At 68.1% G+C, this 26,025-nt stretch carries 19 protein-coding genes; 11 read left to right on the top strand and 8 right to left on the bottom strand.

The window, feature by feature from the left end; translation table 11 throughout:
* The first annotated feature begins 9 nt into the window (after window positions 1–9).
* From V1318_RS08325 to V1318_RS08285, 9 genes are all read left to right on the top strand, one after another.
* Window positions 10–2,226 carry an SUMF1/EgtB/PvdO family nonheme iron enzyme gene (locus tag V1318_RS08325; RefSeq protein WP_332939180.1) on the top strand — a complete coding sequence of 739 codons (2,217 nt, stop codon included), beginning with the start codon at window positions 10–12 and terminating at the stop codon, window positions 2,224–2,226.
* A 4-nt stretch (window positions 2,227–2,230) separates the two neighbouring features.
* Complete coding sequence (locus V1318_RS08320; RefSeq protein ID WP_332939179.1) at window positions 2,231–4,093, top strand: beta-L-arabinofuranosidase domain-containing protein; 1,863 nt, start codon at window positions 2,231–2,233, stop codon at window positions 4,091–4,093.
* A gap of 102 nt (window positions 4,094–4,195) precedes the next feature.
* Window positions 4,196–5,395, top strand: a complete 1,200-nt coding sequence (locus V1318_RS08315; protein WP_332939178.1) for a CoA transferase — start codon at window positions 4,196–4,198, stop codon at window positions 5,393–5,395.
* A gap of 477 nt (window positions 5,396–5,872) precedes the next feature.
* Entirely contained in the window at window positions 5,873–6,931 is a 1,059-nt protein-coding gene (gene rfbB, locus V1318_RS08310) for a dTDP-glucose 4,6-dehydratase (protein WP_332939177.1), read from the top strand.
* A gap of 121 nt (window positions 6,932–7,052) precedes the next feature.
* Entirely contained in the window at window positions 7,053–7,940 is an 888-nt protein-coding gene (rfbA, locus tag V1318_RS08305) for a glucose-1-phosphate thymidylyltransferase RfbA (RefSeq protein WP_332939176.1), read from the top strand.
* Entirely contained in the window at window positions 7,937–8,494 is a 558-nt protein-coding gene (rfbC, locus tag V1318_RS08300; RefSeq protein WP_332939175.1) for a dTDP-4-dehydrorhamnose 3,5-epimerase, read from the top strand. The genes rfbA and rfbC overlap by 4 nt, the downstream gene beginning before the upstream one ends.
* Window positions 8,491–9,396 carry a dTDP-4-dehydrorhamnose reductase gene (rfbD, locus tag V1318_RS08295; protein ID WP_332939174.1) on the top strand — a complete coding sequence of 302 codons (906 nt, stop codon included), beginning with the start codon at window positions 8,491–8,493 and terminating at the stop codon, window positions 9,394–9,396. The genes rfbC and rfbD overlap by 4 nt, the downstream gene beginning before the upstream one ends.
* 98 nt (window positions 9,397–9,494) lie before the next feature.
* The gene (locus V1318_RS08290) at window positions 9,495–11,501 is read left to right on the top strand and encodes a S9 family peptidase (RefSeq protein ID WP_332939173.1); all 2,007 of its coding nucleotides are present in this window, start codon (window positions 9,495–9,497) and stop codon (window positions 11,499–11,501) included.
* Window positions 11,502–11,608: 107 nt separating this feature from the next.
* Window positions 11,609–13,597, top strand: coding sequence for a S9 family peptidase (locus tag V1318_RS08285; protein ID WP_332939172.1), 1,989 nt, complete (start codon window positions 11,609–11,611; stop codon window positions 13,595–13,597).
* An 85-nt stretch (window positions 13,598–13,682) separates the two neighbouring features.
* On the opposite strand, the gene V1318_RS08280 is transcribed toward V1318_RS08285, so the two are convergent.
* Window positions 13,683–15,413, bottom strand: coding sequence for an oligopeptide:H+ symporter (locus V1318_RS08280; protein ID WP_332939171.1), 1,731 nt, complete (start codon window positions 15,411–15,413; stop codon window positions 13,683–13,685).
* 175 nt (window positions 15,414–15,588) lie between these two features.
* Between V1318_RS08280 and V1318_RS08275 the strand changes: the two genes are divergently transcribed.
* On the top strand, window positions 15,589–17,682 hold the full coding sequence (locus V1318_RS08275; RefSeq protein WP_332939170.1) for a S9 family peptidase: 2,094 nt from the start codon (window positions 15,589–15,591) through the stop codon (window positions 17,680–17,682).
* 354 nt (window positions 17,683–18,036) lie between these two features.
* Here V1318_RS08275 and V1318_RS08270 read toward each other — a convergent pair whose 3' ends face one another.
* The 6 genes from V1318_RS08270 to V1318_RS08245 all read right to left on the bottom strand — a co-directional run bounded on the left by V1318_RS08270 (window position 18,037) and on the right by V1318_RS08245 (window position 24,710).
* Window positions 18,037–18,273: a YbdD/YjiX family protein gene (locus V1318_RS08270; RefSeq protein WP_332939169.1), complete on the bottom strand. Its 237-nt coding sequence runs from the start codon at window positions 18,271–18,273 to the stop codon at window positions 18,037–18,039.
* Complete coding sequence (locus tag V1318_RS08265) at window positions 18,245–20,305, bottom strand: carbon starvation CstA family protein (protein WP_332939168.1); 2,061 nt, start codon at window positions 20,303–20,305, stop codon at window positions 18,245–18,247. Before V1318_RS08265 ends, V1318_RS08270 begins: the two co-directional genes overlap by 29 nt.
* A 415-nt stretch (window positions 20,306–20,720) precedes the next feature.
* Complete coding sequence (gene corA / locus V1318_RS08260) at window positions 20,721–21,722, bottom strand: magnesium/cobalt transporter CorA (protein WP_332939167.1); 1,002 nt, start codon at window positions 21,720–21,722, stop codon at window positions 20,721–20,723.
* A gap of 41 nt (window positions 21,723–21,763) precedes the next feature.
* Window positions 21,764–22,915, bottom strand: coding sequence for a DUF4105 domain-containing protein (locus V1318_RS08255; RefSeq protein ID WP_332939295.1), 1,152 nt, complete (start codon window positions 22,913–22,915; stop codon window positions 21,764–21,766).
* Between the two features lie 199 nt (window positions 22,916–23,114).
* On the bottom strand, window positions 23,115–23,975 hold the full coding sequence (locus tag V1318_RS08250) for a transporter associated domain-containing protein (protein WP_332939166.1): 861 nt from the start codon (window positions 23,973–23,975) through the stop codon (window positions 23,115–23,117).
* Between the two features lie 204 nt (window positions 23,976–24,179).
* Window positions 24,180–24,710 carry a GspH/FimT family pseudopilin gene (locus V1318_RS08245; protein WP_332939165.1) on the bottom strand — a complete coding sequence of 177 codons (531 nt, stop codon included), beginning with the start codon at window positions 24,708–24,710 and terminating at the stop codon, window positions 24,180–24,182.
* 273 nt (window positions 24,711–24,983) lie between these two features.
* Here V1318_RS08245 and V1318_RS08240 point away from each other — a divergent pair, with 273 nt between their 5' ends.
* Window positions 24,984–25,484 (top strand): hypothetical protein, encoded by a 501-nt coding sequence (locus tag V1318_RS08240; protein WP_332939164.1) that lies wholly within the window; start codon window positions 24,984–24,986, stop codon window positions 25,482–25,484.
* An 86-nt stretch (window positions 25,485–25,570) separates the two neighbouring features.
* Here the strand turns inward: V1318_RS08240 and V1318_RS08235 are convergent, their stop codons facing one another.
* The gene (locus tag V1318_RS08235; protein ID WP_332939163.1) at window positions 25,571–25,795 is read right to left on the bottom strand and encodes a hypothetical protein; all 225 of its coding nucleotides are present in this window, start codon (window positions 25,793–25,795) and stop codon (window positions 25,571–25,573) included.
* Window positions 25,796–26,025 lie beyond the last annotated feature (230 nt).

The following is a 26,025-nucleotide window of genomic DNA, read 5'->3' as shown; positions in this document are numbered from 1 at the left end:
CCCGATCCGATGAACTCCAGCTCCGATCCCAACGCAGCCGATCGCAATCAAGCCGATCGCAATGAGGCTGACCCCAGCGACGCCGACGCGCGCCGTCCGGTGCGCAACGAATACAAGTTCTCGCACGTCACCACCCAGCGTTACCTGCCGCTGCCGGGCAAGGCGCCGGGCTGGCCCTTCGCCGAGATCGGGCACTGGAAGATGGACGTGGACGGCAGCGTCGACGACTGGATCGCCGAACTGATCGACTGGCGCCGCGAGCACCTGACCCGGATCGGCTACGACGACGCCAACTACCGGCGCCCCGAGCTGCAATGGGCGCAGCGCAACTTCGTGCACGCGCAGATGATGGCCGAGGACCGCTACTTCTACGATCCGGTCGAAGGCCGCTACACCGTCGAACGCTACCTGGACGACCTCAAGCAGCGCTACGGCGGCATCGACAGCGTGCTGATCTGGCATGTGTATCCGAACATCGGCATCGACGACCGCAACCAATTCGACCTGGCCGGCGATCTGCCCGGCGGCCTCGACGGCCTGCGCGAGGCGATCGCGGAATTCCACCGCCGCGGCGTGCGCGTGCTGCTGCCGACCATGCCCTGGGACAACGGCACCCGCGACGACGGCCGCAACGACTGGGAGTCGATGGCCGAGCTGGTCAAGGCGGTGGGCGCCGACGGCATCAACGGCGACACCTACAACGGCGTGCCGCGCGCGTTTTTCGACGCCTGCGATGCGCTGGGCCATCCGGTGGTGCTGCAGCCGGAGTCCACCATCAGCGCCGAGGAGGCCCTGATCTGGAACGTACAGAGCTGGGGCAAGAAAGCGCCCAACGAACCCGTGCCGCCGGTGGCCAAGTTCAAGTGGCTGGAACCGCGCCACATGATCAACTACGAGAACCGCTGGGGCCGCGACCGCAACCACGACCTGCAGTACATCTTCTTCAACGGCGTCGGCTACAACGCCTGGGAGAACATCTGGGGCCTGTGGAACCAGCTCACCCCGCGCGATGCCGAAAGCCTGCGCCGCATCGCCGCGATCGAGCGCCGTTTCGCCGCCTGCATGGTCAGCCTGGATTGGCGGCCCTACGAACGCACCCTGCAGGCCGGCGTGTTCGCCAGCCGCTTCCCGCATGCGGGCACGACTTTGTGGACCCTGGTCAACCGCAACGAGTACGAGGTCGCCGGTGAGCAGCTGTCGGTGCCGCACCGCGAGGGCTTGCGCTACGTCGATGTCTGGAACGGCGTCGCCCTGACGCCGTGCCTGGAGGACGGGCGCGCGGTGTTCGAGTTCGCGATCGAAGGCCGCGGCTTCGGCGCGGTCGCGGCGTTGGCGCCCGGGGCCGAAGGCGAGGGCTTCGAGGCCTTCCTGGCCGGCATGGCCGAGCGCGCGGCCACGCCGCTGCGCGAGTATTCCAATCAGTGGCGTGCGCTGGCCCAGCAATTGGTGCCGATCGAAGCGACTGCGACCGTGTCGGACGCGCCGAGCGGCATGGTCGCGATTCCCGGCGGCGATTTCGACTTCGTGGTCGGCGGCGTCGAGATCGAGGGCCAGACCTGGGAGGGCGTGGACGTGCAATATCCCTGGGAGCCCAGCGCGCGCCGCAACCATCGCCGGCGCATGCGCATGCGCCCGTTCCATATCGACCGCACGCCGGTCACCAACGAGGAGTACCGGCGCTTCGTCGAGGCCAGCGGCTACCGTCCGCGCGACACTCACAACTACCTGCGGCATTGGCTGGACGGCGCGCCGCCGCCGGGCTGGGAGCGCAAGCCGGTGACCTGGGTCGGGATCGAGGACGCGCGCGCCTACGCGCAATGGGCCGGCAAGCGCCTGCCGCGCGAATGGGAGTGGCAGTACGCCGCGCAGGGCGGCGACGGCCGCCGCTATCCCTGGGGCGACGACTGGCGCGAGGACGCGGTGCCGGCGACCCAGCGCGGCCGCCGCCTGCGCGCGCCCGACGACGTCGACGCGCATCCGGCCGGCGCCAGCCCCTTCGGCGTGCTGGATCTGGTCGGCAACGTCTGGCAATGGACCGACGAGTATCGCGACGAGCACACGCGCGCGGCGATCCTGCGCGGCGGCAGCTCGTATCAACCGCAGACCTCGCACTGGTACTTCCCGCAGGCGCACCGCCTCGACCAGCACGGCAAGTATCTGTTGATGGCGCCGTGCAAGGACCGTTCCGGTTGCGTCGGTTTCCGTTGCGTCGTGGATGCGGCCTGAGCCCATGGAGCGCATTCCTGCTGCCGCCGTCCGTCTCGAAGGCCTGCTGGGCGGGGCGTTGGACGCCAATCTTGCCGGTCGGCTGTCGCATTTCATCGTCGACGAGCGCAGCCCGGCGATCGAGATCTTCGCGCCCGAGCGGCGCGCGCAGAACCGCGAGGGCGACTGGTACGGCGAACACGCCGGCAAATGGATGGTGGCCGCCGCCAAGGCCGCCGCGCGCTCGGGCGATGCGCCACTGCTGGCGCGGCTGCGGCGGGTGGCCGATTTCCTGGTCGACAGCCAGGAGGCCGACGGCTACCTGGGCACTTACGCGCCCGAGCGCCGCTTCATGCGCCGGCAACCGCCCAAGCCGCTGAGCTGGGACGGCGCGCCCAGCGTGCGGACCTGGGACATCTGGACCCACGCCTACCTGATCCTGGGCCTGCTGGAGATCCACCGGCACTTTCCCGAACCGCGCTACCTCGAGGCCGCGCGCCGCATCGGCGACCTGTGCGCGCACACGCTGGGCGAGGGCGGCATCGACATCACCGAGCTCGGCAATCACCACGGCATGTCGGCGACGGTGTTGATGGACCCGGCGACGGAGCTGTACTTCGCCACCGGCGAGCGCCGCTATCTCGATCTGGCGACGACGGTGCTGGAGCAGGCCGAGCGCCACCCGCCGCTGGCCTTGCTCAGCCGCGCCCTGGCCGGCGTGGACGCCGCCGAGATCGCCACCGGCAAGGCCTACCAACTGGCCTGGAACCTGGTCGGCCTGGCCAAGCTGCACCGCGCCACCGGCATCGCCGCCTATCGCGATGCGGTCGAAGCGCTGTGGCGCAGCATCCGCGAACATCACTTGAGCCTGGGCGGCGGCCCCTGGGGCGGGGTCGCGCACCGTTCGCGCGAAGTGTTCAATCCGCCCGGCGTGTTCAGCCCGCACGGCTACGTCGAGACCTGCTCGACCCTGGCCTGGATCCAGTTGAACCGCGAGCTGCTGGCGATCGCCGGCGACGCGCGCTATGCCGAGGAGATCGAACGCGCGGCCTACAACGACCTGCTGGGCGCGCAGGCGCCCAACGGCGAGGACTGGTGCTACTACGTGTTCCCGAACGGGCGCCGCGTGCACACCACCTACTGGCGCTGCTGCAAATCCAGCGGCGCGATGGCCTTGGAGGAACTGCCGGCGGTCGCCTATGCGCGCAGCGGCGAGGACGCGATCGCGGTCAACCTGTACGGCCCGGGCCGGGCCGAGATCGAATTGGGCGCGGCCGGTCGCGTGCGCCTGGAACAGGCGACCGGCTACCCGTTCGATGGCGAGGTGCGTGTGCGCGTCGGCCTGCAACGCGAAGCGCGGTTCGCCTTGAAGTTGCGCATGCCGTCCTGGGCCGAAGGCGCGACCGTGCGCGTCGACGGCGACACGGCCAGCGCCGTGGTCGAGCACGGCGGCTATGCCGTGCTCGACCGCGTCTGGCGCGACGGCGACGTGGTGGATCTGCGCTTTCCGATGCGGCCGCGCAGCCATCGCGCGCTCAACCGCAACGTGCAGGAATCGCGCGCGCCCGACGGCAGCCCGGTGCGCCAGGAGGTTTTGCGTTACGAGTACCTTGGGATCACGCGCGGTCCGCTGGTCTACGCCTCCGGCCTGATCGACGGCTTCAAGACCGAGGAAACCTTGCGCCTGCCCTCGGCGCCGGAAGCGAGCTGGCTGCTGCCGGCGCGGGACGAGGACGGCCTGCCTCTCGTCGAGCTGCGCCTGGGGTATCGCTCGCCGCTGGTGTTCGCGCCGTACTACCGCGCCGGCGGCCGCGTCGACGGCGCCTGGCGCCTGACCTGGATGCCGCTGGCGCCGGAGCCGCGAGTGGAGCCGGAGCCCGAGCCATGAGCCGCGCCAAGCAAGATTTTGTGGCGCCAGAACATATGCGGCCTGCCTGTTTCTTTTCGCGGGCAGGAGGCACAGTGCGTCGAGCATCACGCCAGGAGTTTCATGGACGCGCAGCGTATGGACGCATTCCGACCTGACCCCGATAGCGGGCGCAGCACGCCGGCGGGGCCGCTGGCCGGCGTGCGCGTGCTCGATCTGAGCGCCTACATCGCCGGCCCCTACGGTTGCGCGCTGCTGGCCGACCAGGGCGCGGACGTGATCAAGATCGAGCCGCCCGACGGCGACAATCTGCGCCAGTATCCTTCGACCCTGCCCAGCGAAAGCCGCGCCTTCCTCGGCGTGAACCGCAGCAAGCGCGGGATCGTGCTCGACCTGAAGCAGGCCGCCGACCATGCCGTGCTGCTCAAGCTGGTGCGCGACGCCGACGTGCTGGTGCACAACTTCCGCCCCAGCGTGCCGCAGCGCCTGGGCATCGACTTCGAGCGCCTGAGTTTGATCAACCCGCGCCTGATCTATTGCGCGGTGACGGGCTACGGCGAGACCGGTCCGATGAAGGACAAGGCCGGTTACGACCAGGTCCTGCAGACCATGACCGGCATGTGCGCGCTGCAGGGGCGGCGCGGCGGGCCGCCGGAGATCATCTACGGCTCGGTCGTCGACTACTACACCGCGGCCTTGCTTGCGGCGGGCGTGTCCTCGGCGCTGTATGAGCGCGAGCGCAGCGGCCTGGGCCAGTTCGTCGGGGTGTCGCTGCTGCGCAGCGCCTTGACCATGCAGTCGGCGCGCATGATCTGGGCCGAGGGCGAGTCGCTGGACATCGGCCGCGACATGCGTTCGGGCGGCGTCACCGGCATCCATCCCACCCGCGACGGCCATATCTACATTTCCGCCAACACGCCGCGTTTCTGGAAGGCGTTGTGCGAAAAGACCGGGCTGGGCGATCTGGCCGCGCAGGCACGCTACGACAGCGTGCGCAAGCGCGCCGAGCACGCGGCCGAGATCGTGCCGCGTCTGCACGAGGCGCTAGCGCGGCGCGGCGCGATGGAGTGGGAGGCCGTGTTCGGCGACGAGGTGCCGTGCGCGGCCGCGCGCCGCATCGAGGACATGTTCGAACACCCTCAGGTGCTGGCCGAGGGCATCGTCGGCACCATCGAACACCCGCGCGTGGGCCGTTACCGCGCGGTCGCGCAGTCGATCAAGTTCGGCCGCACCCCGGGGCCGGCGCCGTTCGCCGCGCCGATGCTGGATCAGGACACCGAGGCGGTGCGGGCCGCGGTCGGGGCCGGACAGGGCGCCGACTAGCCGTTGGGCGGCGCCTGCCGCTGCGGGTCGCGCGTCTCGGGCCGATCGAAATGAGAAGCCCGTCGCAAAGCCCTCCGTCCGCATTTGCAGCCCCCGACCTCGCGTTCCCGTACAGCGAAGCGGCCGGATCCGGCTCGCCTTCGTTCAGGCTGAGCCTCTAGCCCTGCCGACTTGGCGGCGCAGACCATTGCCGCGCAAGGCTTTGCAAGCGGCGGCCTGACTGAACGAGGCGGCCGGCAGCCCCGCACAAGGCCCGTTTCCGCGCCGCCTCCGGCAAAAAGAAAGTATTAGAATCATCCGCTTGCACGACTCGACCGTCGTCGGACGACGGCCGGGTGCTGGCGTGATGGGTTCTTCAGCTTGCCTGCCGTATCGTTCGGGCGGCTTCGGCGTCCGGCCCGGCCGCCCCGGCCCGATTCCGTCTTGCCGGCGCGAGGCGGCGTGCAGCGACTATTTTCTTGAGCAGGGAGTGTCTGAGTGTCTACATGGTTGGTGACCGGCGGCGCCGGTTTCATTGGCGGTAATTTCGTACTCGAAGCGGTGCAGCGCGGCGTCAAGGTGGTGAATCTGGATGCGCTGACCTATGCCGGCAACCTCGACACCCTCGGCTCGCTGGATGGCGACGGTCGCCATCTGTTCGTGCAGGGCGACATCGGCGACGCGCAGCTGGTCGCGCGCCTGCTCGCCGAGCATCGCCCCGATGCGGTGGTCAATTTCGCCGCCGAGAGCCACGTCGACCGTTCGATCGACGGCCCCGCCGCGTTCGTGCACACCAACGTGGTCGGCACCCTGAGCTTGCTGGAGCAGAGCCGCGACTACTGGAAGTCGCTGGACGCGCCGGGCCGCGACGCGTTCCGGTTCCTGCACGTGTCCACCGACGAGGTCTACGGCAGCCTGGGCGACAGCGGCAAGTTCAGCGAGACCACCCCGTACGCGCCGAACTCGCCGTATTCGGCGTCCAAGGCGGCGTCCGATCACCTGGTGCGGGCCTTCCACCACACCTACGGCCTGCCGGTACTGACCACCAACTGCTCCAACAACTACGGTCCCTACCAGTTTCCCGAGAAGCTGATTCCGCTGATCATCGCCAAGGCCTTGGCCGGCGAACCGCTGCCGGTGTACGGCGACGGCCTGAACGTGCGCGATTGGCTGTACGTCGGCGACCATTGCGCCGCGATCCGCCGCGTGCTCGAAGCCGGGCGCCTGGGCGAGACCTACAACGTCGGCGGCGACGCCGAGCGCCAGAACATCGTCGTGGTCAAAACCATCTGCGACCTGCTCGACCAGCGTCGCCCGCTCGCCGACGGCCGCAAGCGCGAGTCCCTGATCACCTACGTCAAGGACCGCCCCGGCCACGACCGCCGCTACGCGATCGACGCCTCCAAGCTGCAGGGCGAACTGGGCTGGGCGCCGACCGTGACCTTCGAGCAAGGCATGGCCCGCACCGTCGACTGGTACCTCGACAACCAGCCGTGGGTGCAGCGCGTGCTGGACGGCAGCTACCGACTCGAACGCATCGGGGGAGACGGCGCGTGACAGCGGATGCCATTAAGGCATCTGCCGCGCCGCCGAGCGCCCGGCCATGGATGGCCGGGCAGGACCATCCGCAAGCGATGTTGTTGCGCCAGGAATGGCAGCAAAACCATTCGGAGTTCAATTGATGAATCGCAAGGGCATCATCCTGGCCGGTGGTTCCGGCACCCGGCTGTATCCGATCACCCAGGCGATCAGCAAGCAGCTGTTGCCGGTGTACGACAAGCCGATGATCTATTACCCGCTCAGCGTGCTGATGCTGGCGGGCATCCGCGACGTGCTGATCATCAACACCCCGCATGAGCAGGCGCTGTTCCGCCATCTGCTGGGCGATGGCTCGCGCTGGGGCATGAACATCGAGTACGCCGCCCAACCCAGCCCCGATGGGCTGGCGCAGGCCTTCCTGATCGGTCGCGAGTTCCTCGCCGGCGGTCCCAGCTGCCTGGTGCTGGGCGACAACATCTTCCACGGTCCCGGCCTGACGGCGATGCTCAAGCGCGCCGATCAGCGCGAGCACGGCGCGACCGTGTTCGGCTACTGGGTCAACGATCCGGAGCGCTACGGCGTGGCCGAGTTCGACGGCGAGGGCAGGGTGATCGGCCTGGAGGAAAAACCGGCCGAACCGCGCTCCAACTACGCGGTCACCGGCCTGTACTTCTACGACGGCCGCGCCAGCGATTTCGCCGCCGAGCTCAAGCCCTCGCCGCGCGGCGAGCTGGAGATCACCGACCTCAACCGCCGCTATCTCGAAGAAGGCTCCCTGCACCTGGAGCAGCTCGGCCGCGGTTACGCCTGGCTCGACACCGGCACCCACCAGTCGCTGTTGGAAGCGTCCAACTTCATCGAAACCATCGAGGCGCGCCAGGGCCTGCGCATCTGCTGTCCCGAGGAGATCGCCTGGAACAACGGCTGGATCGACGGCGACCGGCTGGCCGAGTTGGCCGCGCCCCTGGCCAAGAACGGCTACGGCCAGTATCTGATGGGCCTGGCCAAGCGGGGATTCGTGCCGTGAAGGTGATCGAAACCGACCTGCCCGGCTGCGTGGTGATCGAACCGCAGGTGTTCGGCGATGCGCGCGGCTATTTCTTCGAATCCTTCAATCGCGACAAGCTGGCCGCGCACGGCCTGTCGCCGAATTTCGTCCAGGGCAACGTGTCCTCGTCGGCGCGCGGCGTGCTGCGCGGCCTGCATTACCAGTGGCCCAATCCGCAGGGCAAGTACGTGTCGGTGATCGAGGGCGAGGTCTGGGACGTCGCCGTCGACATCCGCCGCGGCTCGCCGCACTACGGGCGCTGGACGGCCGTGCTGCTGAGCGCCGAGAACAAACGCCACTTCTGGATACCGGAAGGTTTCGCGCACGGCTTCGCCGTGCTCAGCGCGCGCGCGGTGTTCACCTACCTGTGCACCGCCACCTACGACGCCAAGGCCGATGCCGGCATCCGCTGGGACGACCCGGCGCTGGCGATCGACTGGCCGCTGAGCGAGCCCAGCTTGTCGGACAAGGACGCGCGCGCGCCCCTGCTGGCCGAGGTCGCGCCGGACCGCCTGCCCGTCTACTCCGCATGAGGATCCTGCTGCTGGGCGGTAACGGCCAGGTCGGCCAGGAGTTGCGGCGCAGCCTTGCCCCCTTGGGCGAGGTCGTGGTCACCACCCGCAGCGGCGAACTGCCCGACGGCGGCCGTTGCGAGGCCTTGGATCTGACCGAGCTCGATTCGATCGCGGCCCTGATCGAGCGGGTCGGCCCCGATACGGTCGTCAACGCCACCGCGCACACCGCGGTGGACCGCGCCGAGGACGAACCCGAGGCCGCGTTCCGAGCCAACGCCGAGGCCCCTGGGCGGATCGCGCAGGCCTGTGCCGCGCGCGGCGCGACCCTGCTGCATTACTCGACCGACTACGTGTTCGACGGCAGCGGCACGCGCCCCTACCGCGAGGACGACGCCACCGCGCCGCTGGGCGTGTACGGCGCCAGCAAGCGCGCCGGCGAGCAGGCCATCGCGGCCAGCGGCGCGCGCCATCTGATCCTGCGCACGGCCTGGGTCTACGCCACCCATGGCGCCAATTTCCTGCGCACGATGCTGCGAGTCGGCGCCGAGCGCGAGGAGCTGCGGGTGGTCGCCGACCAGATCGGCTCGCCGACGCCGGCCTGGCTGATCGCCGATGTCAGCGCGCGCATCCTGGAGCAGGGCATCGCCGAGCCCGGCGTGCGTCACCTCGTCGCCGGCGGCGAAACCACCTGGCACGGTTTCGCCGAGGCCATATTCGAGCGCGCCCACGCCTTGGGCCTGATCGCGCGCCGCCCGCTGGTGCATCCGATTTCGACCGCCGAGTACCCGACGCGCGCGACGCGCCCGGCCTATTCGGTGCTGGATACCGGCCGCTTGCGCGGCGAATACGGTCTGGATCTGCCGCACTGGCGCCAGGCCCTGGACCGCACCTTGACGGCAGACTCAGCAAAGCTTCCATAATTGTTGTGCACGGGGTAGGGGCAGGGGTGCCCCGACCCGTTGGATGGGTTAGGCTAGGCGCGAGCCGTTTTTTCGCGTCGTTTTAGGGGATAACCGAAATGAAAAAGCTGCACCTCGCGGTGCTGGGCCTGGCGCTGTGCGCGGCCTCAGCGCAAGCCGCCGATGCGCCGTCGGGCGCGCCTACGATCGCCGACTTCGTCCGCCATCCGACCTACAGCGGCGCCAAGATCTCGCCCAGCGGCGAGTACCTGGCGCTGACCGTGGACCGCGGCGATCAGGACGTGCTGACCGTACTGCGCACCAAGGACCTGAGCGTGGTCAAGATCAATCAGCTGCCGGACGAGAAGAGCGTCGGTCAGTTCGAATGGGTCAGCCCCGAGCGCCTGATCTTCAATTCGGTCAAGAAGCTCGGCCGCTATGCCGCGCCCTTCGGCACCGGCGAGTGGTACGGCGTCAACGCCGACGGCAGCCAGCCGCGGCCGCTGGTGTTCTATGGCACCCGCGACGCCACGCAGCGCGGCAAGCAGGTCGGCAACGAGCGTTTCCAGCTGCTCGACACGCTGCCCGACGATGACGTCAACGTGATCATGGCCGTGACCTCGCCGCGCTCCAGCGAAGGCGTGGGTACCGAACTGGTCCTGTTCGATACCCTGACCGGCCGTCGCAAGTCGCTGGCGCGCGCGCCGCGCGAGAACTGCGAGATCGCGCTCGACGCAGCCAAGGCGCCGCGCTTCGCCATCTGCTACGACGACGAGGACGCGCAGGGCAATTTCGACAGCCAGAACGAGCTCTATCGCCGCGGCGACGACGGCAAGTGGACGCTGATCAACAGCTCCAAGAGTTCGGGCAAGCACCTGAGCGTGATCGGTACCTCAACCGAGGGCCTGATCTACGCCAACCAGAGCGACGGCAAGAAGCCCGAGGCGCTGGGCACCATCGACCAGACCACCGGCGCCTTCAACACCTTGTTCGAGGATGCGGTCTCCGACCCGGCCGGCTACATCACCGCGGCCGACGGCGACACCATCCTGGGCGTGATCACCGAGGCCGGCGCGCCGCGCGTGACCATGGTCGACGAGAAGCATCCCGACGCCGAAATCTACGCCTCGCTCGCCGGCGCTTTCCCGGGCCAGCTGGTGCGCTTCTCCAGCGCGACCAAGGACGGCAAGAAAATCGTCGTCTCGGTGATCAGCGACAAGAACCCGGGCGAGCTCTATCTGTACGACCGCGACACCGGCAAGGCGCGCTTCCTGATGCAGGGCCGCAAGTGGCTGGACCCGAAGAAGATGGCCAGCGTCAAGCCGTTCTCGATGACCACCCGCGACGGCCTCAAGATCCACGGCTACCTGACCATCCCGCACGGGTCCGACGGCAAGAACCTGCCGATGATCGTCAACGTCCATGGCGGCCCGATGGGGCCGCGCGACGACTGGGCCTTCAACTGGGAAACCCAGATGATGGCCAGCCGCGGCTATCTGGTGATGCAGATCAATTACCGCGGCTCGGGCGGCTTCGGCAAGGGCTTCCAGGACATGGGCTACGGCACCTGGGCCACGGGCATCATGAACGACATCATCGATGCCACCAAGTGGACCATCAACCAGGGCTACGCCGACGGCGATCGCGTCTGCATCTACGGCGGCAGCTTCGGCGGTTACGCCTCGCTGATGGCACCGACCATCGATCAGAAGCTGTTCAAGTGCGCGTTCGGCTACGTCGGCGCCTACGACATCGACGTGCAGTTGACCAAGAGCGACACCTCCGATCGCGAAAGCGGCCGCCGCTACATGGCGCGCGCCTTCGGCAAGACCAAGGCCGAGCAGGACGCGATGTCGCCGGTCAAGCACGCCGACAAGTTCAAGATTCCGGTCTACCTCGCCGCTGGCGCCCGCGACCCGCGCTGCCCGCCGGAGAACACCGAGTCGATGAACAAGGCCCTGATCGCGGCCGGCAATCCGCCGGAAGGCATGATCATCCAGTCCGGCGAAATGCACGGCTTCTACAAAGAAGAAAACAACCAGCGCCTGTACACCGAGATGCTGGGCTTCTTCGATCGCCACATCGGCAGCAAGGTCAAGGTCGGAGGCGCATCCAAGGCCAATTGAGCCGGATGCGAGCTCGACGGCAATACCTGCGGCCACCTGCATAGGGTGGCCGTAGTCGTTTCAGAAGGGCGCTAACTGTGTGTGGAAACTAGGGGGGGGAGACACAAATGAAGCAAATATTCTGTGCCGCCGCACTTTGCGCCGTCGGCCTGCTTGCGGCGCCGGCCGCCTCGGCGGTCAACGTCGACGCCTACATCAAGAAGGACCGCTTTAACGACGTCAAATTGTCGCCCAACGGCGACTACTTGGCGGCGACGGTTCCGTTCGAGGACAAAACCGCGTTGGTGATCCTGCGTCGGGCGGACAATAAAGTCACCGCTAATTTCCGTCTCGGCAAGAACACGCATGTGCATTCGTTTTCCTGGGTCAGCCCGGAACGCGTGCTGATCAGCATGTCGCGCAAGTTCGGCGAGCTCGACAGCCCTCAGCTCGACGGCAATCTGTATGCGGTCAATGCCGACGGCAGCAAGCCGGCGATTCTGGTCGGCCAGGACGTGGCGAGCGCCGGTCCGGGCACCAAGATACAGCCCAAGAAAGTCGAGCAGATCGCGGCTTTCCTGGTCGACGACCTGCCGGGCGACGACAAGCACGTTGTGATTTCGGTAGAGCCGTTCAGCGACGATCCGTACACCCGCGCGGAGAAGCTGGACGTATACACCGGCCGCCGCACACCGCTGGCGCGCGCGCCGGTGCGCAACGCCGACTTCATCACCGACGGCAAGGGCGTGGTTCGTTTCGCCACGGGCTTTGGCGTGGACAACGTCCGCAAGCTGTACTACCGAAAGGGCGAAGGTGCGGAGTGGGAGCTGATAAGCGCCAGCAACACCGGCGATGGCATCGAGATGCCGATCGGCTTCTCCGCCGATGACACCGTCGCCTACTTGCAGGCCGAGCGCAAAAACGGGCCGGATGCGGTCGTCGCTTACGATATCGCGAGCCGGAAGCGCACCGAGTTGCTGCAGGACGCCAAGGTCGATCCGGCCGGTTTCATCTATCGCGGCAACTCGGCAACGCCGGTCGGCGCCTTCTTCGTCGACGGCAAGCGGATCACCAAGTTCTTCGATACCGCGGCGCCGGAGGCCAGGCTGTACCGCAGTCTGGAATCCGCGTTCGGCGGCGATCCGGTGCGCGTCACCTCGCGCAGCAGCGACCAGCGCCTGGCCCTGGTCGAGGTCTCCAGCGCCAGCAATCCGGGCGACTTCTTCCTGTTCGATACCACCACGAAGAAGGCCGAGCATTTGCTGAGTCGGCGAGATTGGTTCGATCCAGCGGAAATGGCGGACAAACGCGGCATCTCTCTCCAGTCGCGCGACGGCCTGGCGCTGCACGGTTACCTCAGCCTTCCCAAGGGCAGCGCCGGCAAGAACTTGCCGATGGTCGTCATGCCGCACGGCGGGCCGTTCGGCGTTCAGGACCCCTGGGGCTTCGACGATAGGGCGCAGATACTGGCCGCGGCGGGCTACGCGGTGCTGCAGGTGGATTTCCGGGGCTCCAGCGGCTACGGCCGCGCGTTCACCCACGCCGGTGCGCGCGAATGGGGCGGCAAGATGCAGGACGACGTCACCGACGCCACCCGCTGGGCGATCCAGCAAGGCATCGCCGACAGCGGCCGGATCTGTATCTACGGGGCCAGCTACGGCGCTTACGCGGCGCTGATGGGCGCGGCCAAGGAGCCGAGCCTGTACAAGTGCGCGGCTGGCTATGTCGGCGTCTACGACCTACCCAGCTTGCACAACACCGGCGACATCCAGCGTCGCGGCTCGGGCGAGACTTATCTGCGCGAGTGGATCGGCAGCCGCGAGGAGCTCGGCGCCGTATCGCCCACGCGCATGGCCGATCGGATCAAGGTGCCGGTGTTCCTGGCCGCGGGCGGCGAGGACGAGCGCGCGCCGATCGTGCACAGCAAAATGATGGAACAGGCGCTGCGCAAGGCCGGTACCCCCGTGGAAGCCCTGTACTACGACACCGAAGGCCACGGCTTCTACACCGAAGCGCACCAGCGCGAGTACTACACCAAGCTGCTCGCGTTCCTGGCGCGCAGCCTGGGTGGACAGGTAGCGACGGCGCCGGCGGCTAAGCCCGCGGCGGCGAAGTGAAGACCTAGTGCCGCCATCGGCCCCGGGGAAAAAAAACGGCGCCGCAAGGCGCCGTTTTTTTGGATGTCAGCTAGGAGGACCGGCCTCACTTCACCCCGTGCATCCACTTGCGCAGCAGCGGCGTCAGCACGAAGTACAGCACGCCCGAGCCGATGCCGATCCACATCAGCAACTGGAACAACTCGCCGTACTTGGCGCCTGCGGTGACGAAGTCGACCGCGGCGCCTTCCGGCAGATCCAGCGAGGCCAGCTTGCCGAATTGCGCGGCCAGCACTTCCGAGTACGCGGTGGCCAGCCAGAAGCCGCCCATCATCAGGCCGACCACGCGCGCGACCGACAGCTGGGTGACCGCGGACAGGCCGATCGGCGACAGGCACATTTCGCCGATCTCGAGCACGAAGTAAGCCAGCACCAGCCACCACACGCTGGCCATGGCGCCGCCGGCGGCGGCTTGCGCGGCCAGCATCAGCGGCACGAAGGCCAGGCCGGCCACGATCAGGCCGATCGCCATCTTGGCCGGTTTGCTCGGGTTGAGCCCGCGCTTTTCCAGCCACGGCCACAGCCAGGCGAAGATCGGCGACAGCACGACGATGAAGAACGCGCCCAGGAAGGTCAGCGAGCCCGCGGTCTGCGGCACCAGCACCACGTCGTGGAAGCAGGCCACGCCCAGGCCCAGCGCGAGCAGGGCGACCATGGTGCGTGCCAGGCCGGCGTTTCCGCTGTCGCTGGCCTTGAGCGCGACGATCATCAGGAAGGGGCTGGCGCCCAGCAGGAACAGCGACCACGGCAGCTTGCTGGTGCTGACCCCGCTGAGGCTGGGGAACAGGTCCTTGGTCAGCAGGCGATCGGTGAAGGTGATCCAACTGCCGTAGGTCTGCTCGTACAGGGTGAAGAAGATCAGCACGCCCAGGATCATGAACACCAGCGACACCATCTGTTCGCGCTGGACCTTGTTGCACTTGGCGACCAGGAACCACACGAACCAGGCAAGGAAAGCGACCGCGATCAGGTGCATCGCGCCATGCACGGTCCAGGTGCGCTGGATCAGCTGCCACACCACCGCCACGCCGCCGACCGCGCCGAGGTAGATCCACCACTCGCGAGACAGGCCGGCGACGCGCTCGCGCAGCAACGCGGGGTTGTTGGGTTCGGCATGTCCGTAGAGGTACTTCTGGCCCCAGATGAACATGATCAGGCCGGCGACCATGCCGACGCCGGCAGCGCCGAAGCCGTATTTCCAGCCGTAGGTCTCGCCCAGGAAGGCGCAGATCAGGCTGGCGAACAGCGCGCCGACGTTGATGCCGGCATAGAACAGGGTGAAGCCGGAGTCGCGACGGGCGTCGTTCTCGGGGTAGAGCTTGCCGACGATGGTCGAGATGTTCGGCTTCAGGAAGCCCACGCCCATGATGATCAGCGCCAGCGACAGGTAGAACACCTGCAGCGCGGCGGCGTCGCGTTGGATCGTGCCGTCGGCCAGGCGGACGGCCTGGTGGCCCTCGTAGGCCATGCCCAGGTGGCCCAGCACCAACAGCACGCCGCCCAGCACCACCGCCTTGCGCATGCCCAGGTAGCGGTCGGCCAGCAGGCCGCCGATCACCGGCATGGCGTAGACCAGTCCGCCGTAGGCGCCGAGCAGGTCGTAGCCGGCGTCGTCGGTGAACAGGTGGTACTTCAGCAGGTACAGCAGCAACAACGCCTTCATCCCGTAGAACGAGAAGCGCTCCCACATCTCGGTGAAGAAGCAGACGTAGAGGCCCTTGGGATGGCCGAAGAATTCGCCGTGGGCCGGCGTCGATGCGGTTGCGGGTACGGTCACAACGGGCTCCGTAGGGAGGGGCTTTCGGGACGACATTCGGGACGGCATTCGGGACAATCGGGGGAGTATAGCGGCGCCGGCCCGGCCGTCCGGCCCGGCCCGGACCCGCCCCCGGCCTTTGCGGGGCCGCGCCGGGCCCCCTACCATCGGCGTTTTGGCCTCGCCCGGAGTTCCCATGACCCTGCGTCACGCTGTCCTGCCGCTGCTGATCGCGGCCGCGCTGCCCGCCACCGCCGCCCCCGGCGGCTCCGAAGCGCGCGGCTTCGAAATACGCGACCTGGCCACCATGGACCGCGTGTCCTCGCCGGCCGTGTCGCCGGACGGGCGCCGGCTGGTGTTCGCCAAGCGCAAAGTCGATTTCGCCGCCAACAAGTCCAGCACCGGGCTGTTCGTCGAAGACCTGTTCGCGCGCGACGCCGCGCCGCCGCAGCCGCTCACGCCGTCCGGCTGGAGCGTGAACTCGCCGAGCTTCTCGCCCGACGGCCGCAGCGTCTATTTCCTCAGCGCCAAGTCCGGTAGCCAGCAGCTGTACTCGATCCCGGCCACCGGCGGCACGCCCAAGCAGCTGACCGCGTTCGCGGCCGACGTGGGCAGCTACCAGCTTTCGCCCGACGGCAAGCGTGTGGCCTTCAGCGCCGAGACCTACGTGGACTGCGCGGCCGACCTGGGCTGCAGCAAGAAGCGCGTCGACGAGCGCGCGGCCAGCAAGGCCAGCGGCGTGGTCTTCGACCGCATGTTCGTGCGCCACTGGGATGCCTGGAACGACGGCCGCCTCAACCGCTTGTTCGTGGCCGCGCTGCCGCTGGCCAACAAGCAGGGCGTGGTCAAACCGGTTGCCAGCGCCACCCTGATCGGTGCCGACGTGATCGGCGACGTGCCCTCGCGCCCGTTCGGCGACAGCGGCGAATACGCCTGGGCCCCCGACGGCGAGTCGCTGGTGCTGAGCGCGCGCCAGGCCGATGCCAAGGAGCCCTGGTCGACCAACTTCGATCTGTATCGCGTTCGCGCCGACGGCAGCGGCGCCGCGCAGAACCTCACCCCCGACAATCCCGCCTGGGACACCGGCCCGGTGTTCAGCGACGACGGCAACACCCTGTACTACCGCGCGATGAAGCGCCCGGGCTTCGAGGCCGATCGCTTCGGCCTGATGGCGCTGGACCTGGGCAGCGGCCAGCGGCGCGAGATCGCGCCGAAGTGGGACCGTTCGGCCGAGAACATCCTGTTGTCCGCCGACGGCAAGACCCTCTACACCACCGCCCAGGACCTGGGCCAGCTGCCGGTGTTCGGCGTCGACATCGCCAACGGCAGCGCGACCCGCTTGATCGGCGAGGGCAGCGTGTCCTCGCTGGTGCGCGGCGGTCCGACCGTGGCCTTCACCCGCAACAGCCTCAAGAGCGGCGACCAGGTCTTCGTCGGCGGCGTCGACGGGGCGCCGGTGCGCGCGATCACGCCCAGCGCCGGCGAGATGCTCAAGGACGTGAGCTTCGGCGAGTACGAGCAGTTCGAGTTCAAGGGCTGGAACGGCGACACCGTGCGCGGCTACGTGGTCAAGCCCTGGAACTACGAAGAGGGCAAGCGCTACCCGGTCGCGTTCCTGATCCACGGCGGCCCGCAGGGCAGCTTCGGCGACGGTTGGAGCTACCGTTGGAATCCGCAGACCTACGCCGGCCAGGGCTATGCCGTGGTCATGATCGACTTCCACGGTTCCACCGGTTACGGCCAGGCCTTCACCGACGCGATCAGCCAGCATTGGGGCGACCGACCGCTGGAAGACCTGCAGAAGGGCTGGGCGGCGGCGCAGAAGAAGTACGCCTTCCTCAACGGCGACAAGGCCTGCGCCCTGGGCGCGTCCTATGGCGGCTTCATGGTCAACTGGATCGCCGGCAACTGGAACCAGCCCTGGAAGTGCCTGGTCAATCACGACGGCGTATTCGACCAGCGCATGATGGGCTACGCCACCGAGGAGCTGTGGTTCACCGAGTGGGAGCAGGGCGGTACGCCGTACGAAGTGCCGAAGAACTACGAGCGCTTCAACCCGGTCAACCACGTCGACAAGTGGCGTGTGCCGATGCTGGTGGTGCACGGCCAGCAGGACTTCCGCATCCCGGTCGAGCAGGGCCTGGCCGCGTTCACCGCGCTGCAGCGCCAGGGCATCGCGTCCAAGTTCCTGTATTTCCCGAACGAGAACCACTGGGTGCTCAAGCCGCAGAACAGCGTGCTCTGGCACGACACGGTCAACGGCTGGCTGAAGCAGCACATCGGTCAGTGATCCCTCGCAGCCTCTCCCGCGGTGCGGGAGAGGCTTGGGATGAGTGCATGCGATACGGCCGTAGGATGCGGTAAGCCGAAGGCGCACCGCATCGCTCGCGGCCGCTCGGTATGGCGATGATGCGGTTGTCACCGCATCCTACGAGTTCGGATTCGGCAGTAAAGAAAGGCCGCCCTGAGGCGGCCATTCTTGTGGTGAGCCGAGGTCTTCAGAAACGTAGGATGCGGTAAGCCGAAGGCGCACCGCATCGCTCGCGGCGGTTCGAGATGGCGACGATGCGGTTGTCGCCGCATCCTACGATCAAAGAAAAGGCCGCCCTGGGGCGGCCTTTCGCCGGTCGACGACGCGACGCGTTCAACAACAGCGCGACCGGCCTTTGCCGTACCGCGCCAACATCCGTTCGTGGAAGAAGGCGTCGCGCGACATCGGTTCCAGCCCCGGATGCATGCGTCGCATGTGCTCGACGTAATAGTCGTAGTCCGGTATCCCGATCGCCAGGCGCGCGGTCTGCGCCGCCGTGCGCCACCAGCGCAGCAGCAGCGACCAGGCCAGCAGACCGGCGTCAGCGAGCCAGCGAGTCGAGCGCGACATAATCGCTCTCCTTGGCCGTGGCCACGTTGTTGCGCCGGGCCGCGAAGGCCGCACGCAGGCCGAAGAACACCGTCGCCACCACCACCGCCACGAACAAGGCGGTCAGGCCGGCGTCGAGGTAGTTGTTGAACACCACCCGCTGCATCTCCTCGACCGACTTCGCCGGCGCCAGCACCTCGCCGCGCGCGGCGGCGTCGGCGAACTTGCGCGCGTTGGCGATGAAGCCGATCTTGGGATTGGGGTCGAACAGCTTCTGCCAACCCGCGGTCAGGGTGCAGATCAGCAGCCAGACGGTCGGAATCAGCGGGATCCACAGGTACTTCTCGCGCTTCATCTTGACCATCACCACGCAGCAGAACACCAGCGCCAGGCCGGCGAGCATCTGGTTGGCGATGCCGAACAGCGGCCACAGGGTGTTGATGCCGCCCAGCGGGTCGACCACGCCCTGATACAGGAAGTAGCCCCACATCGACACCGCGAGCAAGGTGCTGGCGATGTTGGCGACCCAGCTGTCGGTGCGCTGGAAGGGCGCGTAGGCCAGGCCGACCAGCTCCTGGATCATGAAGCGCGCCACGCGAGTGCCTGCATCGATCGTGGTCAGGATGAACAGCGCTTCGAACAGGATCGCGTAGTGGTACCAGAACGCCATCATGCCTTCGCCCGGGATCAGGCCGTGCAGGATCTGCGCCATGCCCACCGCCAGGGTCGGCGCGCCGCCGGTGCGCGAGAGGATCGTGCCTTCGCCGATTTCCTTGGCGGTCGCGGTCAGCACGTCGGGGGTGATCACGAAGCCCCAGTTGGAGATCGCCAGCGCGGCCGATTCGGCGGTGGTGCCGATCAGGGCGCCGGGCGAGTTCATCGCGAAGTACACGCCCGGCTGCAGCACGCAGGCGGCGATCAGGGCCATGATCGCGACGAAGGCCTCCATCAGCATGCCGCCGTAGCCGACCAGGCGGATGTCGCCTTCGCTGGAGATCATCTTGGGCGTGGTGCCCGAGGAGATCAGCGAGTGGAAACCGGAGACCGCGCCGCAGGCGATGGTGATGAACAGGAACGGGAACAGCTTGCCGGAGAACACCGGGCCGGTGCCGTCGACGAACTGGGTCATGGCCGGCATCTGCAGCTGCGGCGCGGCGATCACGATCGCCAGAGCCAGCACCAGCACGGTGCCGATCTTGAGGAAGGTCGACAGGTAGTCGCGCGGCGCCAGCAAGAACCACACCGGCAGCACCGAGGCGATGAAGCCGTAGCCGATCATCAGCCAGGCCAGGGTGGTGCCCTTGAGGTGGAAGATCTCGCCCCAGGTCGGGTGCGCGGCGACCTGGCCGCCCAGCCAGATCGCCAGCAGCAGCAGGACGAAGCCGATGATCGACACTTCCAGGATGCGGCCAGGACGGAAGTAGCGCAGGTACACGCCCATCAGGATCGCGATCGGGATGGTCATGGCGACGGTGAAGGTGCCCCAGGGGCTTTCCGCCAGGGCCTTGACCACCACCAGCGCCAGCACCGCCAGCAGGATCACCATGATCATCAGGATGCCGATCATCGAGATCACGCCCGCCGCGGGGCCCATCTCGGCGCGGATCATCTCGCCCAGCGATCGCCCGTCGCGGCGGGTGGAGAAGAACAGCACCAGCATGTCCTGGACCGCGCCGGCCAGGACCACGCCGAACAGGATCCACAGGGTGCCGGGCAGGTAACCCATCTGCGCCGCCAGTACCGGGCCGACCAGCGGGCCGGCGCCCGCGATGGCGGCGAAGTGGTGGCCGAACACCACGCTTTTCTCGGTCGGCACGTAGTCCAGGCCGTCGTTGCGGCGCCAGGCCGGGGTCGCGCGGCTGGGGTCGACCAGCAGCGCGCGCTGGGCGATGTAGCGGCCGTAGAAACGGTAGGCGATGGTGAACGTGGAGACCGCCGCGACCACCAGCCACATGGCGCTGATGGATTCGCCGCGGTTCAGGGCCACGGTACCGAGGCAGAACGCCGCCAGCACCGCGATCAGGCCCCAACCGAGCCAGGACAGACCTTTCATGACGAGCCTCCGAATGGACTTCGGCAGCGTCGCCCCTGCGTCCACGCGGGTCAATGCGCAGTGCGGCATCGGGGCTTAGTACTTTGGTCTAAGGGGGCCGCGGGCGGCTGTTCATCGTTGCGGCGCGGACGGCGGCGAGTGCGGCCGTGGAGTTTCCGCGTTCGTCGAGGACCCGACGAGACTCCGGGGGTAGGAGCGGCGTAAGCCGCGACCGCGCGACTTCGGCCGCCACGTGGTCGCGGCTTACGCCGCTCCTGCACCAAGGCGGTTGTGCGGTGGGTGCAATGGGAGGACGCGATTGCGGGATGGCCGCGCGGCTGGCGGCACGACGGTGGCGGCTCACGCCGCTCCTACACCAAGGCGGGGCAGTACGAATCGGCGTCCGGCGCGCTTGTCTATCGCCGCCGCGTCGCCGCTACAGCCACTTCGCGCGCCGCAGCAGACCGAACAACACCACGCAGACCACGGCGGTCACGCCGATCACCACCCAGTAGCTGTGCTCGCCGGCGAGCTCGGGCATGTGGACGAAGTTCATGCCGTACCAGCTCGCGATCAGGGTCGGCGCGGCCAGCAGCGCCGCCCAGCCGGCCAGGCGCTTGACCACTTCGCCCTGGCGGATGGTCACCAGCGACAGGTTCACGCTCATCGCCGCGGTCAGCATTTCGCGCAGGGTGTCGGTGGTTTCGTTGATGCGCACGGCGTGGTCGAGCACGTCGCGGAAATACAGCTGGCTTTCCTCGTCGATCAGCGCGCTGCGCGAGCGCGCGAGCTGGCCCAGGATGTCCTGCAGCGGCGCCACCGCCATGCGCAGACGGGTGAGCTCGCGCTTGAGATCGTAGAGCTTCTCGACCGTGCCCTTGCGGAAGTCCTCGGCGAAGACGTCCTTCTCCAACTCGTTGAGCTCCTGGCTGAACTCGTCGACGATCGGGGTGAAGTTGTCCACCACCATGTCCAGCACCACGTACAGCGCCGAGGCCGGGCCGTGGCGCAGCTCTTCGGACTCGCGCTCCAGGCGCAGGCGCGCGGAGGCGTAGCTGCTGGACGCGCCATGGCGCACCGTGACCAGGTAGCGCGGGCCGACGAACAGGTGGGTTTCGCCGAAACGGATATGGCTGTCGACGGTCTGCGCGGTATGCACGACGATGAACAGGGAGTTGCCGTAGGTTTCGATCTTCGGACGCTGGTGCGCGTTGTGCGCGTCCTCGATCGCCAGGTCGTGCAGGCAGAACTCCTCCTGCAGTTTTTCCAGGATGCCTTCGTCGGGCTCGTACAGGCCGACCCAGACGAAGCTGCCGTCGTCGACGGCGAGCACGTCGCTGATGCGGTCCAGGCTGATGTCGGTGCGTACGCCTTCGCGGCTATAGGCCGCGCAATTGATCACGCACTGGGGGAGATTGGGATCCTTCATCCCGCGCATCGTGCCCGTGCGCGGCCTGGCGGGCAAGCCGCGCGCCAGCCTCAGCGCTTGCGAAAGCCCAGCATCAGGCCCAGGTGCAGCGGCAGCATCAGGCTGATCCAATGCACGTTGCGCTGCGGCTGCATCGGCAACCAGTGCGCGAACAGCGCCAATACCGCGCAGGCCGCGACCGCCGCCAGCAGGCGTCCGAACCAGGGCCCGGCCTCGCGCCCGCGCAGCACGCGCCAGCCGCCCAGCCACAGCAGCCAGCACAGCGGATTGAACAGCAGCAGGTTCTGGTTGGCCCAGCCGTAGGTGTGCTGGGTGCCGAACCAGATGAACAGCATCAGCGCCGACAGGATGCCGCACAGGCCCCACAGTGGCAGCGCGATCGCCGCCAACAGGCGCGGACGGCGCCGGCCCAGCCAGGCCAGGCCCAGGCCGACCACCACGCCCGACAGCGCCCACGGCACCCAGTCGATCGGCGCATCGACCGGCTCGGGCGCGATCCGGTGCGGCAGGACCTCCTGTTCGGACAGCACCAGCGGCCGGCCCTGGGTGTTCTTGGTTTCGCGCAGGGCCGCGGCCAGGCGCATCGGCACGTAGGACTCCTTCCACACCGGCAGCGGAGCGTCGGCCGACGGCCCCAGGCCGATGTCGAAACCCAGCCACATCCACGGCGCCGGCGAGGCCAGGCGCACCGCTTCGCTGCGGAAGGTGCTGCCATGCGAGCGGCCTTCGATCTGCCGGCGCAGGGCGCCGCCCAAGGCGCGGTCGATGGCGTCGCGCACGCGGGTGGCGCAGTTGTCGTCGAAGTACTGGTAGCGGTAGTAGGCGTTCTCGGGCTTGGCGTTCTCGGCCAGGGTGGCGGCGAGCGTGCGCGCCTGGTCGTCGTCCAGGTCCAGCCATTGGATCGACACGCCGCGACCTTCCTCGCGGTACAGCGCCAGGTCCTGCTCGAACGGCAGCGCGGCCAGTCGGTAGCGCATGTCGTTGCGCACGAAGCGGGCGATGAAGTCGGGTGCTTCCGGGTCGAAGAAGCCGAAGTTGTACGAGGTCGCCGCGCCGGTGGATGGGTCCAGCACCACGATCGAGTCGTGGCCGAAACGTTCCCAGAAAATTTCGCCCGGCTGCATGGTGGCCATGCCGATGCGCGGCACCGCCTCGGCTTGCGCGGCGACGGCGGGCGCGCTCTGCGGCGGCGCGCCCTGCAGCGCGGTCTGGCCCGCGGGGGCGGCGAAGGCGGCGAGGGCGTACAGCCACAAGGCGACGGCGAACAGCGGGGGCAGGGCGCGGCGTATGGGGTTCAAGGCGGGCAGCCGTTCGTCGGGTCGGGCCATTCTAAGCGGCGCTGCTGACGCGGGCATGATCGCGTCGGCGACGGATCGGCGCCACCGCCGGGCACCGCATCCGTCAGTCCTTGCCCAGCACGCCTACGTGGAAGGCGTGCACGCGGCGCGCGTCGGCGCCGGCGACCCGGAACACGAAGCGGCCCAGGGTGAGTTCCTCGCCGGCTTCCGGCAGGTGCCCGATCGCGGCCGTGACCAGGCCGCCGATGGTGTCGTACTCGTCGTCGTCGAAGTCGGCGCCGAAGCGCTCGTTGAAATCGGCGATCGGGGTCAGCGCATCGACCACGTACTGGCCGTCGGCCTGGGCCGCGATCAGGGCGTTCGGGTCTTCGGCATCGTCGTGCTCGTCGTCGATCTCGCCGACGATCTGTTCCAGCACATCCTCGATGGTCAGCAGGCCGGCCACGCCGCCGTGCTCGTCGATCACGATCGCCATGTGGTTGCGCGACTGGCGGAACTCGCGCAGCAGCACGTCCAGGCGCTTGGACTCGGGGATCAGCACCGCCGGGCGCAGCAGCTCGTGGATGGTGCCGGGGCCGTTGTCGGCGACCACGCCGCGCAACAGGTCCTTGGCCAGCAGCACGCCGAGGATCTCGTCCTTGTCCTCGCCATGGACCGGGAAGCGCGAGTGGCCGGATTCGACCACCAGCTTCATCAGATCCAGGAACTTGCCGTCCGCCGGCAGCACGACCATCTGCGAGCGCGGGATCATCACGTCGCCCACGGTGAGGTCGGATACGGCGATCGCACCCTCCATCATCCGCAAGGTATCGGCGGCGATCAGCCCGTCGGCCTGCGCGTCGCGCAGCAATTCGACCAGGTCTTCTCGGGTCGTGGGCTCGCCGGACAGCGCCGAGCTGATCCGTTCTAGCCAGGAGCGCCGTTTCTCGGGCTGCTCGGTGTGACTACTGTCGTCCTCGGACATTCGATGCTTGCACTATGCCCGTCGGGGGAAGGGCGTGGCCTCCAGTCTAACCCGGATGGTTTGCCGGGGTGTCGGGGTGGGCGTCGGTCAGGGGGCGCGGACAACGCCGAGCGGCGCTTGCGGACCGACGGTCGGCGCGTGCCGGCGGTGTTCCCGGTGTCATCGGGCCGGCACGCGCCGACGCCGCGGCGTTTCGCCGAGCGCTCAGCCGCCCTCGCACCGCAGGCGCTGCGAGCCGGTGGGTTCGGCCAGGCGGAAGCGCCCGGCGTTCGACAGCACCAGGGAGCCGACCTGCTCGCCGCTGTCCGCGCAAAGGGTGAAGCTGACGTTGCTGCCCTCGTTGCCGCCGTCGGACTGGAACACCAGCCGCCGGCGCCCCTGTGTGCTGTACATGCGCAGGCCGCCGGTCAGCGCCTGAGCGCGCTGGATGACCGGGTCGTAGGGGTCGTAACGACGGTTGCCGTCGACGTCGGTGTAGATCATCCAGCCCTGGCTCCATTCCACGCTGTCGTCGCAGCCGGCGCCCGCCGCCGGGCAGATGATGGCCGCGCTGCCGCTGGACATGGCCACGCGCGCCGAGGTCAGGAAGCTGTCGGTCATCGCCATGGCGACGCCGGACAGACGCGCCTTGGCCCAGGCGCCGACCACGGCCGGCACCGCGATGCCGGCCACCACGGCGGCGATTACCAGCGCGATCAGCATTTCCAGCAGGGTGATTCCTTGCATGCGATTCATACGGCCGTCCTTTGCGGTGATGACCCAGTGTCGGCCGGCTTGCGTGGCCGCACAGTAGGAAATCCTCCCGTTGGCGCGTCGGTGAACGGCGCGGCGATGGCGTCGTTCGATGTGCCGGTTCCCGTCGCACAAGACATAGAAAACGCATGCGGCGATTTCCTACGTCCGCATGGGGAATCGCCCGATGGTTTCGTTCTCGCGCAGATCGCAATCTGAGCCTGCTCGCCGAGGCCAGCGTCGCCAGGCGATTCCATCACTCAAGGAGGAGCGCACATGCATCGTTACCCACTTCGTCGCTGGTCGATCGCCGCTACGGCTGCCCTGTCCCTGCTTGCCGCGCCGGCGGCGTTCGCGATCGTCGAGCCGGAGGGCGCCTATGTCGAAGCCGGCAGCTATCTGCGCAGCGACGCCGAGTTAGAGGCCTGGTACGGCCTGCTCCATCATCTGCGTCGAAACTTCGACGACATCTGTGGCGACACTTTCTGCGAGGGCGAGTACAGCAACATCCAGTCGCTGCGCTTCAGCTGCTCGGTGGAGCGCTCCAACGGGCGGGTCGGCCAATGCTTGTGGTCGTTCGCCGCCAGCAACGAGGAGATCGATCCGGCGACCGGCCGGATCCAGGCCCAGTTCCAGCACTGGCGTTGCCGCGCGCCGCTGGCGCCGCGCACGACGATGGAGGCCCTGCTGGGTGCGCTGGCCGGCGATACCCCATTGCGCGCGCCTTTGCCGGGTACGCAAAGCACGCTCTACGACGGCCTGATCGACTGCCTCTAGGCCCCGTGGGAGCGCAGTGCGACAACGCCGGCGGATGCGGGGGCGGGCGCCTCTGGAGATCGACCCGTCCGGCCGGCGCACGGTTGTCATATCTCTACGGCGTTCCGGTTCGCGGGTCTCCCCTGACCGCTGCGGTAGTTCCCGGGTACCACGGCGTTGGTGGCGATGTTGTTGGCCGTGGCGTAGGCGGCGGTCGCGTCTGTGGTGAAGGCGCCGGACTCGGCATGGCTGACGTGAGGTTGCGATTGCCGGCGGTAGTACTGGATGACGGGCAGAATGCCCGAGCTCATGCTTTGGGTCATGTAAGGCATGTTTCTCTCCTGATCGTTGGGCAACGCAAGCCGCTGCGTGCTGCGTTCGCTCTTGTTCAACGCGGGCAGGGCGGGTGCTGTGAAGGGCGCGGCCGCAGACCAGGGCCGGATCGGTCGTAGCCGTCACGCATGCGGACAAGGACTGGGCGGCTGCACCGAGCGCTATTGGCCGAAGCCGGTGGGCCGGCCTGGCCGTTTGGTCGTTCGCATGCCGGCTGTGGGGCCCGTGT

The sequence above is a fragment of the Lysobacter sp. CCNWLW3 genome (genome assembly GCF_036697405.1).
In the GTDB taxonomy this organism is placed as follows: Bacteria; Pseudomonadota; Gammaproteobacteria; order Xanthomonadales; family Xanthomonadaceae; genus Lysobacter.
This window is presented reverse-complemented; position numbering and strand designations above follow the sequence as displayed.

Coding starts and splice junctions, on each gene's coding strand:
- rfbD (WP_332939174.1), top strand. CDS start 8,491: ATGAGGATCCTGCTGCTGGGCGGTAACGGCCAGGTCGGCCAGGAGTTG.
- V1318_RS08250 (WP_332939166.1), bottom strand. CDS start 23,975: ATGTCCGAGGACGACAGTAGTCACACCGAGCAGCCCGAGAAACGGCGC.
- V1318_RS08240 (WP_332939164.1), top strand. CDS start 24,984: ATGCATCGTTACCCACTTCGTCGCTGGTCGATCGCCGCTACGGCTGCC.
- corA (WP_332939167.1), bottom strand. CDS start 21,722: ATGCGCGGGATGAAGGATCCCAATCTCCCCCAGTGCGTGATCAATTGC.
- V1318_RS08315 (WP_332939178.1), top strand. CDS start 4,196: ATGGACGCGCAGCGTATGGACGCATTCCGACCTGACCCCGATAGCGGG.
- V1318_RS08290 (WP_332939173.1), top strand. CDS start 9,495: ATGAAAAAGCTGCACCTCGCGGTGCTGGGCCTGGCGCTGTGCGCGGCC.
- V1318_RS08270 (WP_332939169.1), bottom strand. CDS start 18,273: ATGTCGCGCTCGACTCGCTGGCTCGCTGACGCCGGTCTGCTGGCCTGG.
- V1318_RS08325 (WP_332939180.1), top strand. CDS start 10: ATGAACTCCAGCTCCGATCCCAACGCAGCCGATCGCAATCAAGCCGAT.
- V1318_RS08275 (WP_332939170.1), top strand. CDS start 15,589: ATGACCCTGCGTCACGCTGTCCTGCCGCTGCTGATCGCGGCCGCGCTG.
- V1318_RS08245 (WP_332939165.1), bottom strand. CDS start 24,710: ATGAATCGCATGCAAGGAATCACCCTGCTGGAAATGCTGATCGCGCTG.
- V1318_RS08235 (WP_332939163.1), bottom strand. CDS start 25,795: ATGCCTTACATGACCCAAAGCATGAGCTCGGGCATTCTGCCCGTCATC.
- V1318_RS08320 (WP_332939179.1), top strand. CDS start 2,231: ATGGAGCGCATTCCTGCTGCCGCCGTCCGTCTCGAAGGCCTGCTGGGC.
- V1318_RS08285 (WP_332939172.1), top strand. CDS start 11,609: ATGAAGCAAATATTCTGTGCCGCCGCACTTTGCGCCGTCGGCCTGCTT.
- V1318_RS08265 (WP_332939168.1), bottom strand. CDS start 20,305: ATGAAAGGTCTGTCCTGGCTCGGTTGGGGCCTGATCGCGGTGCTGGCG.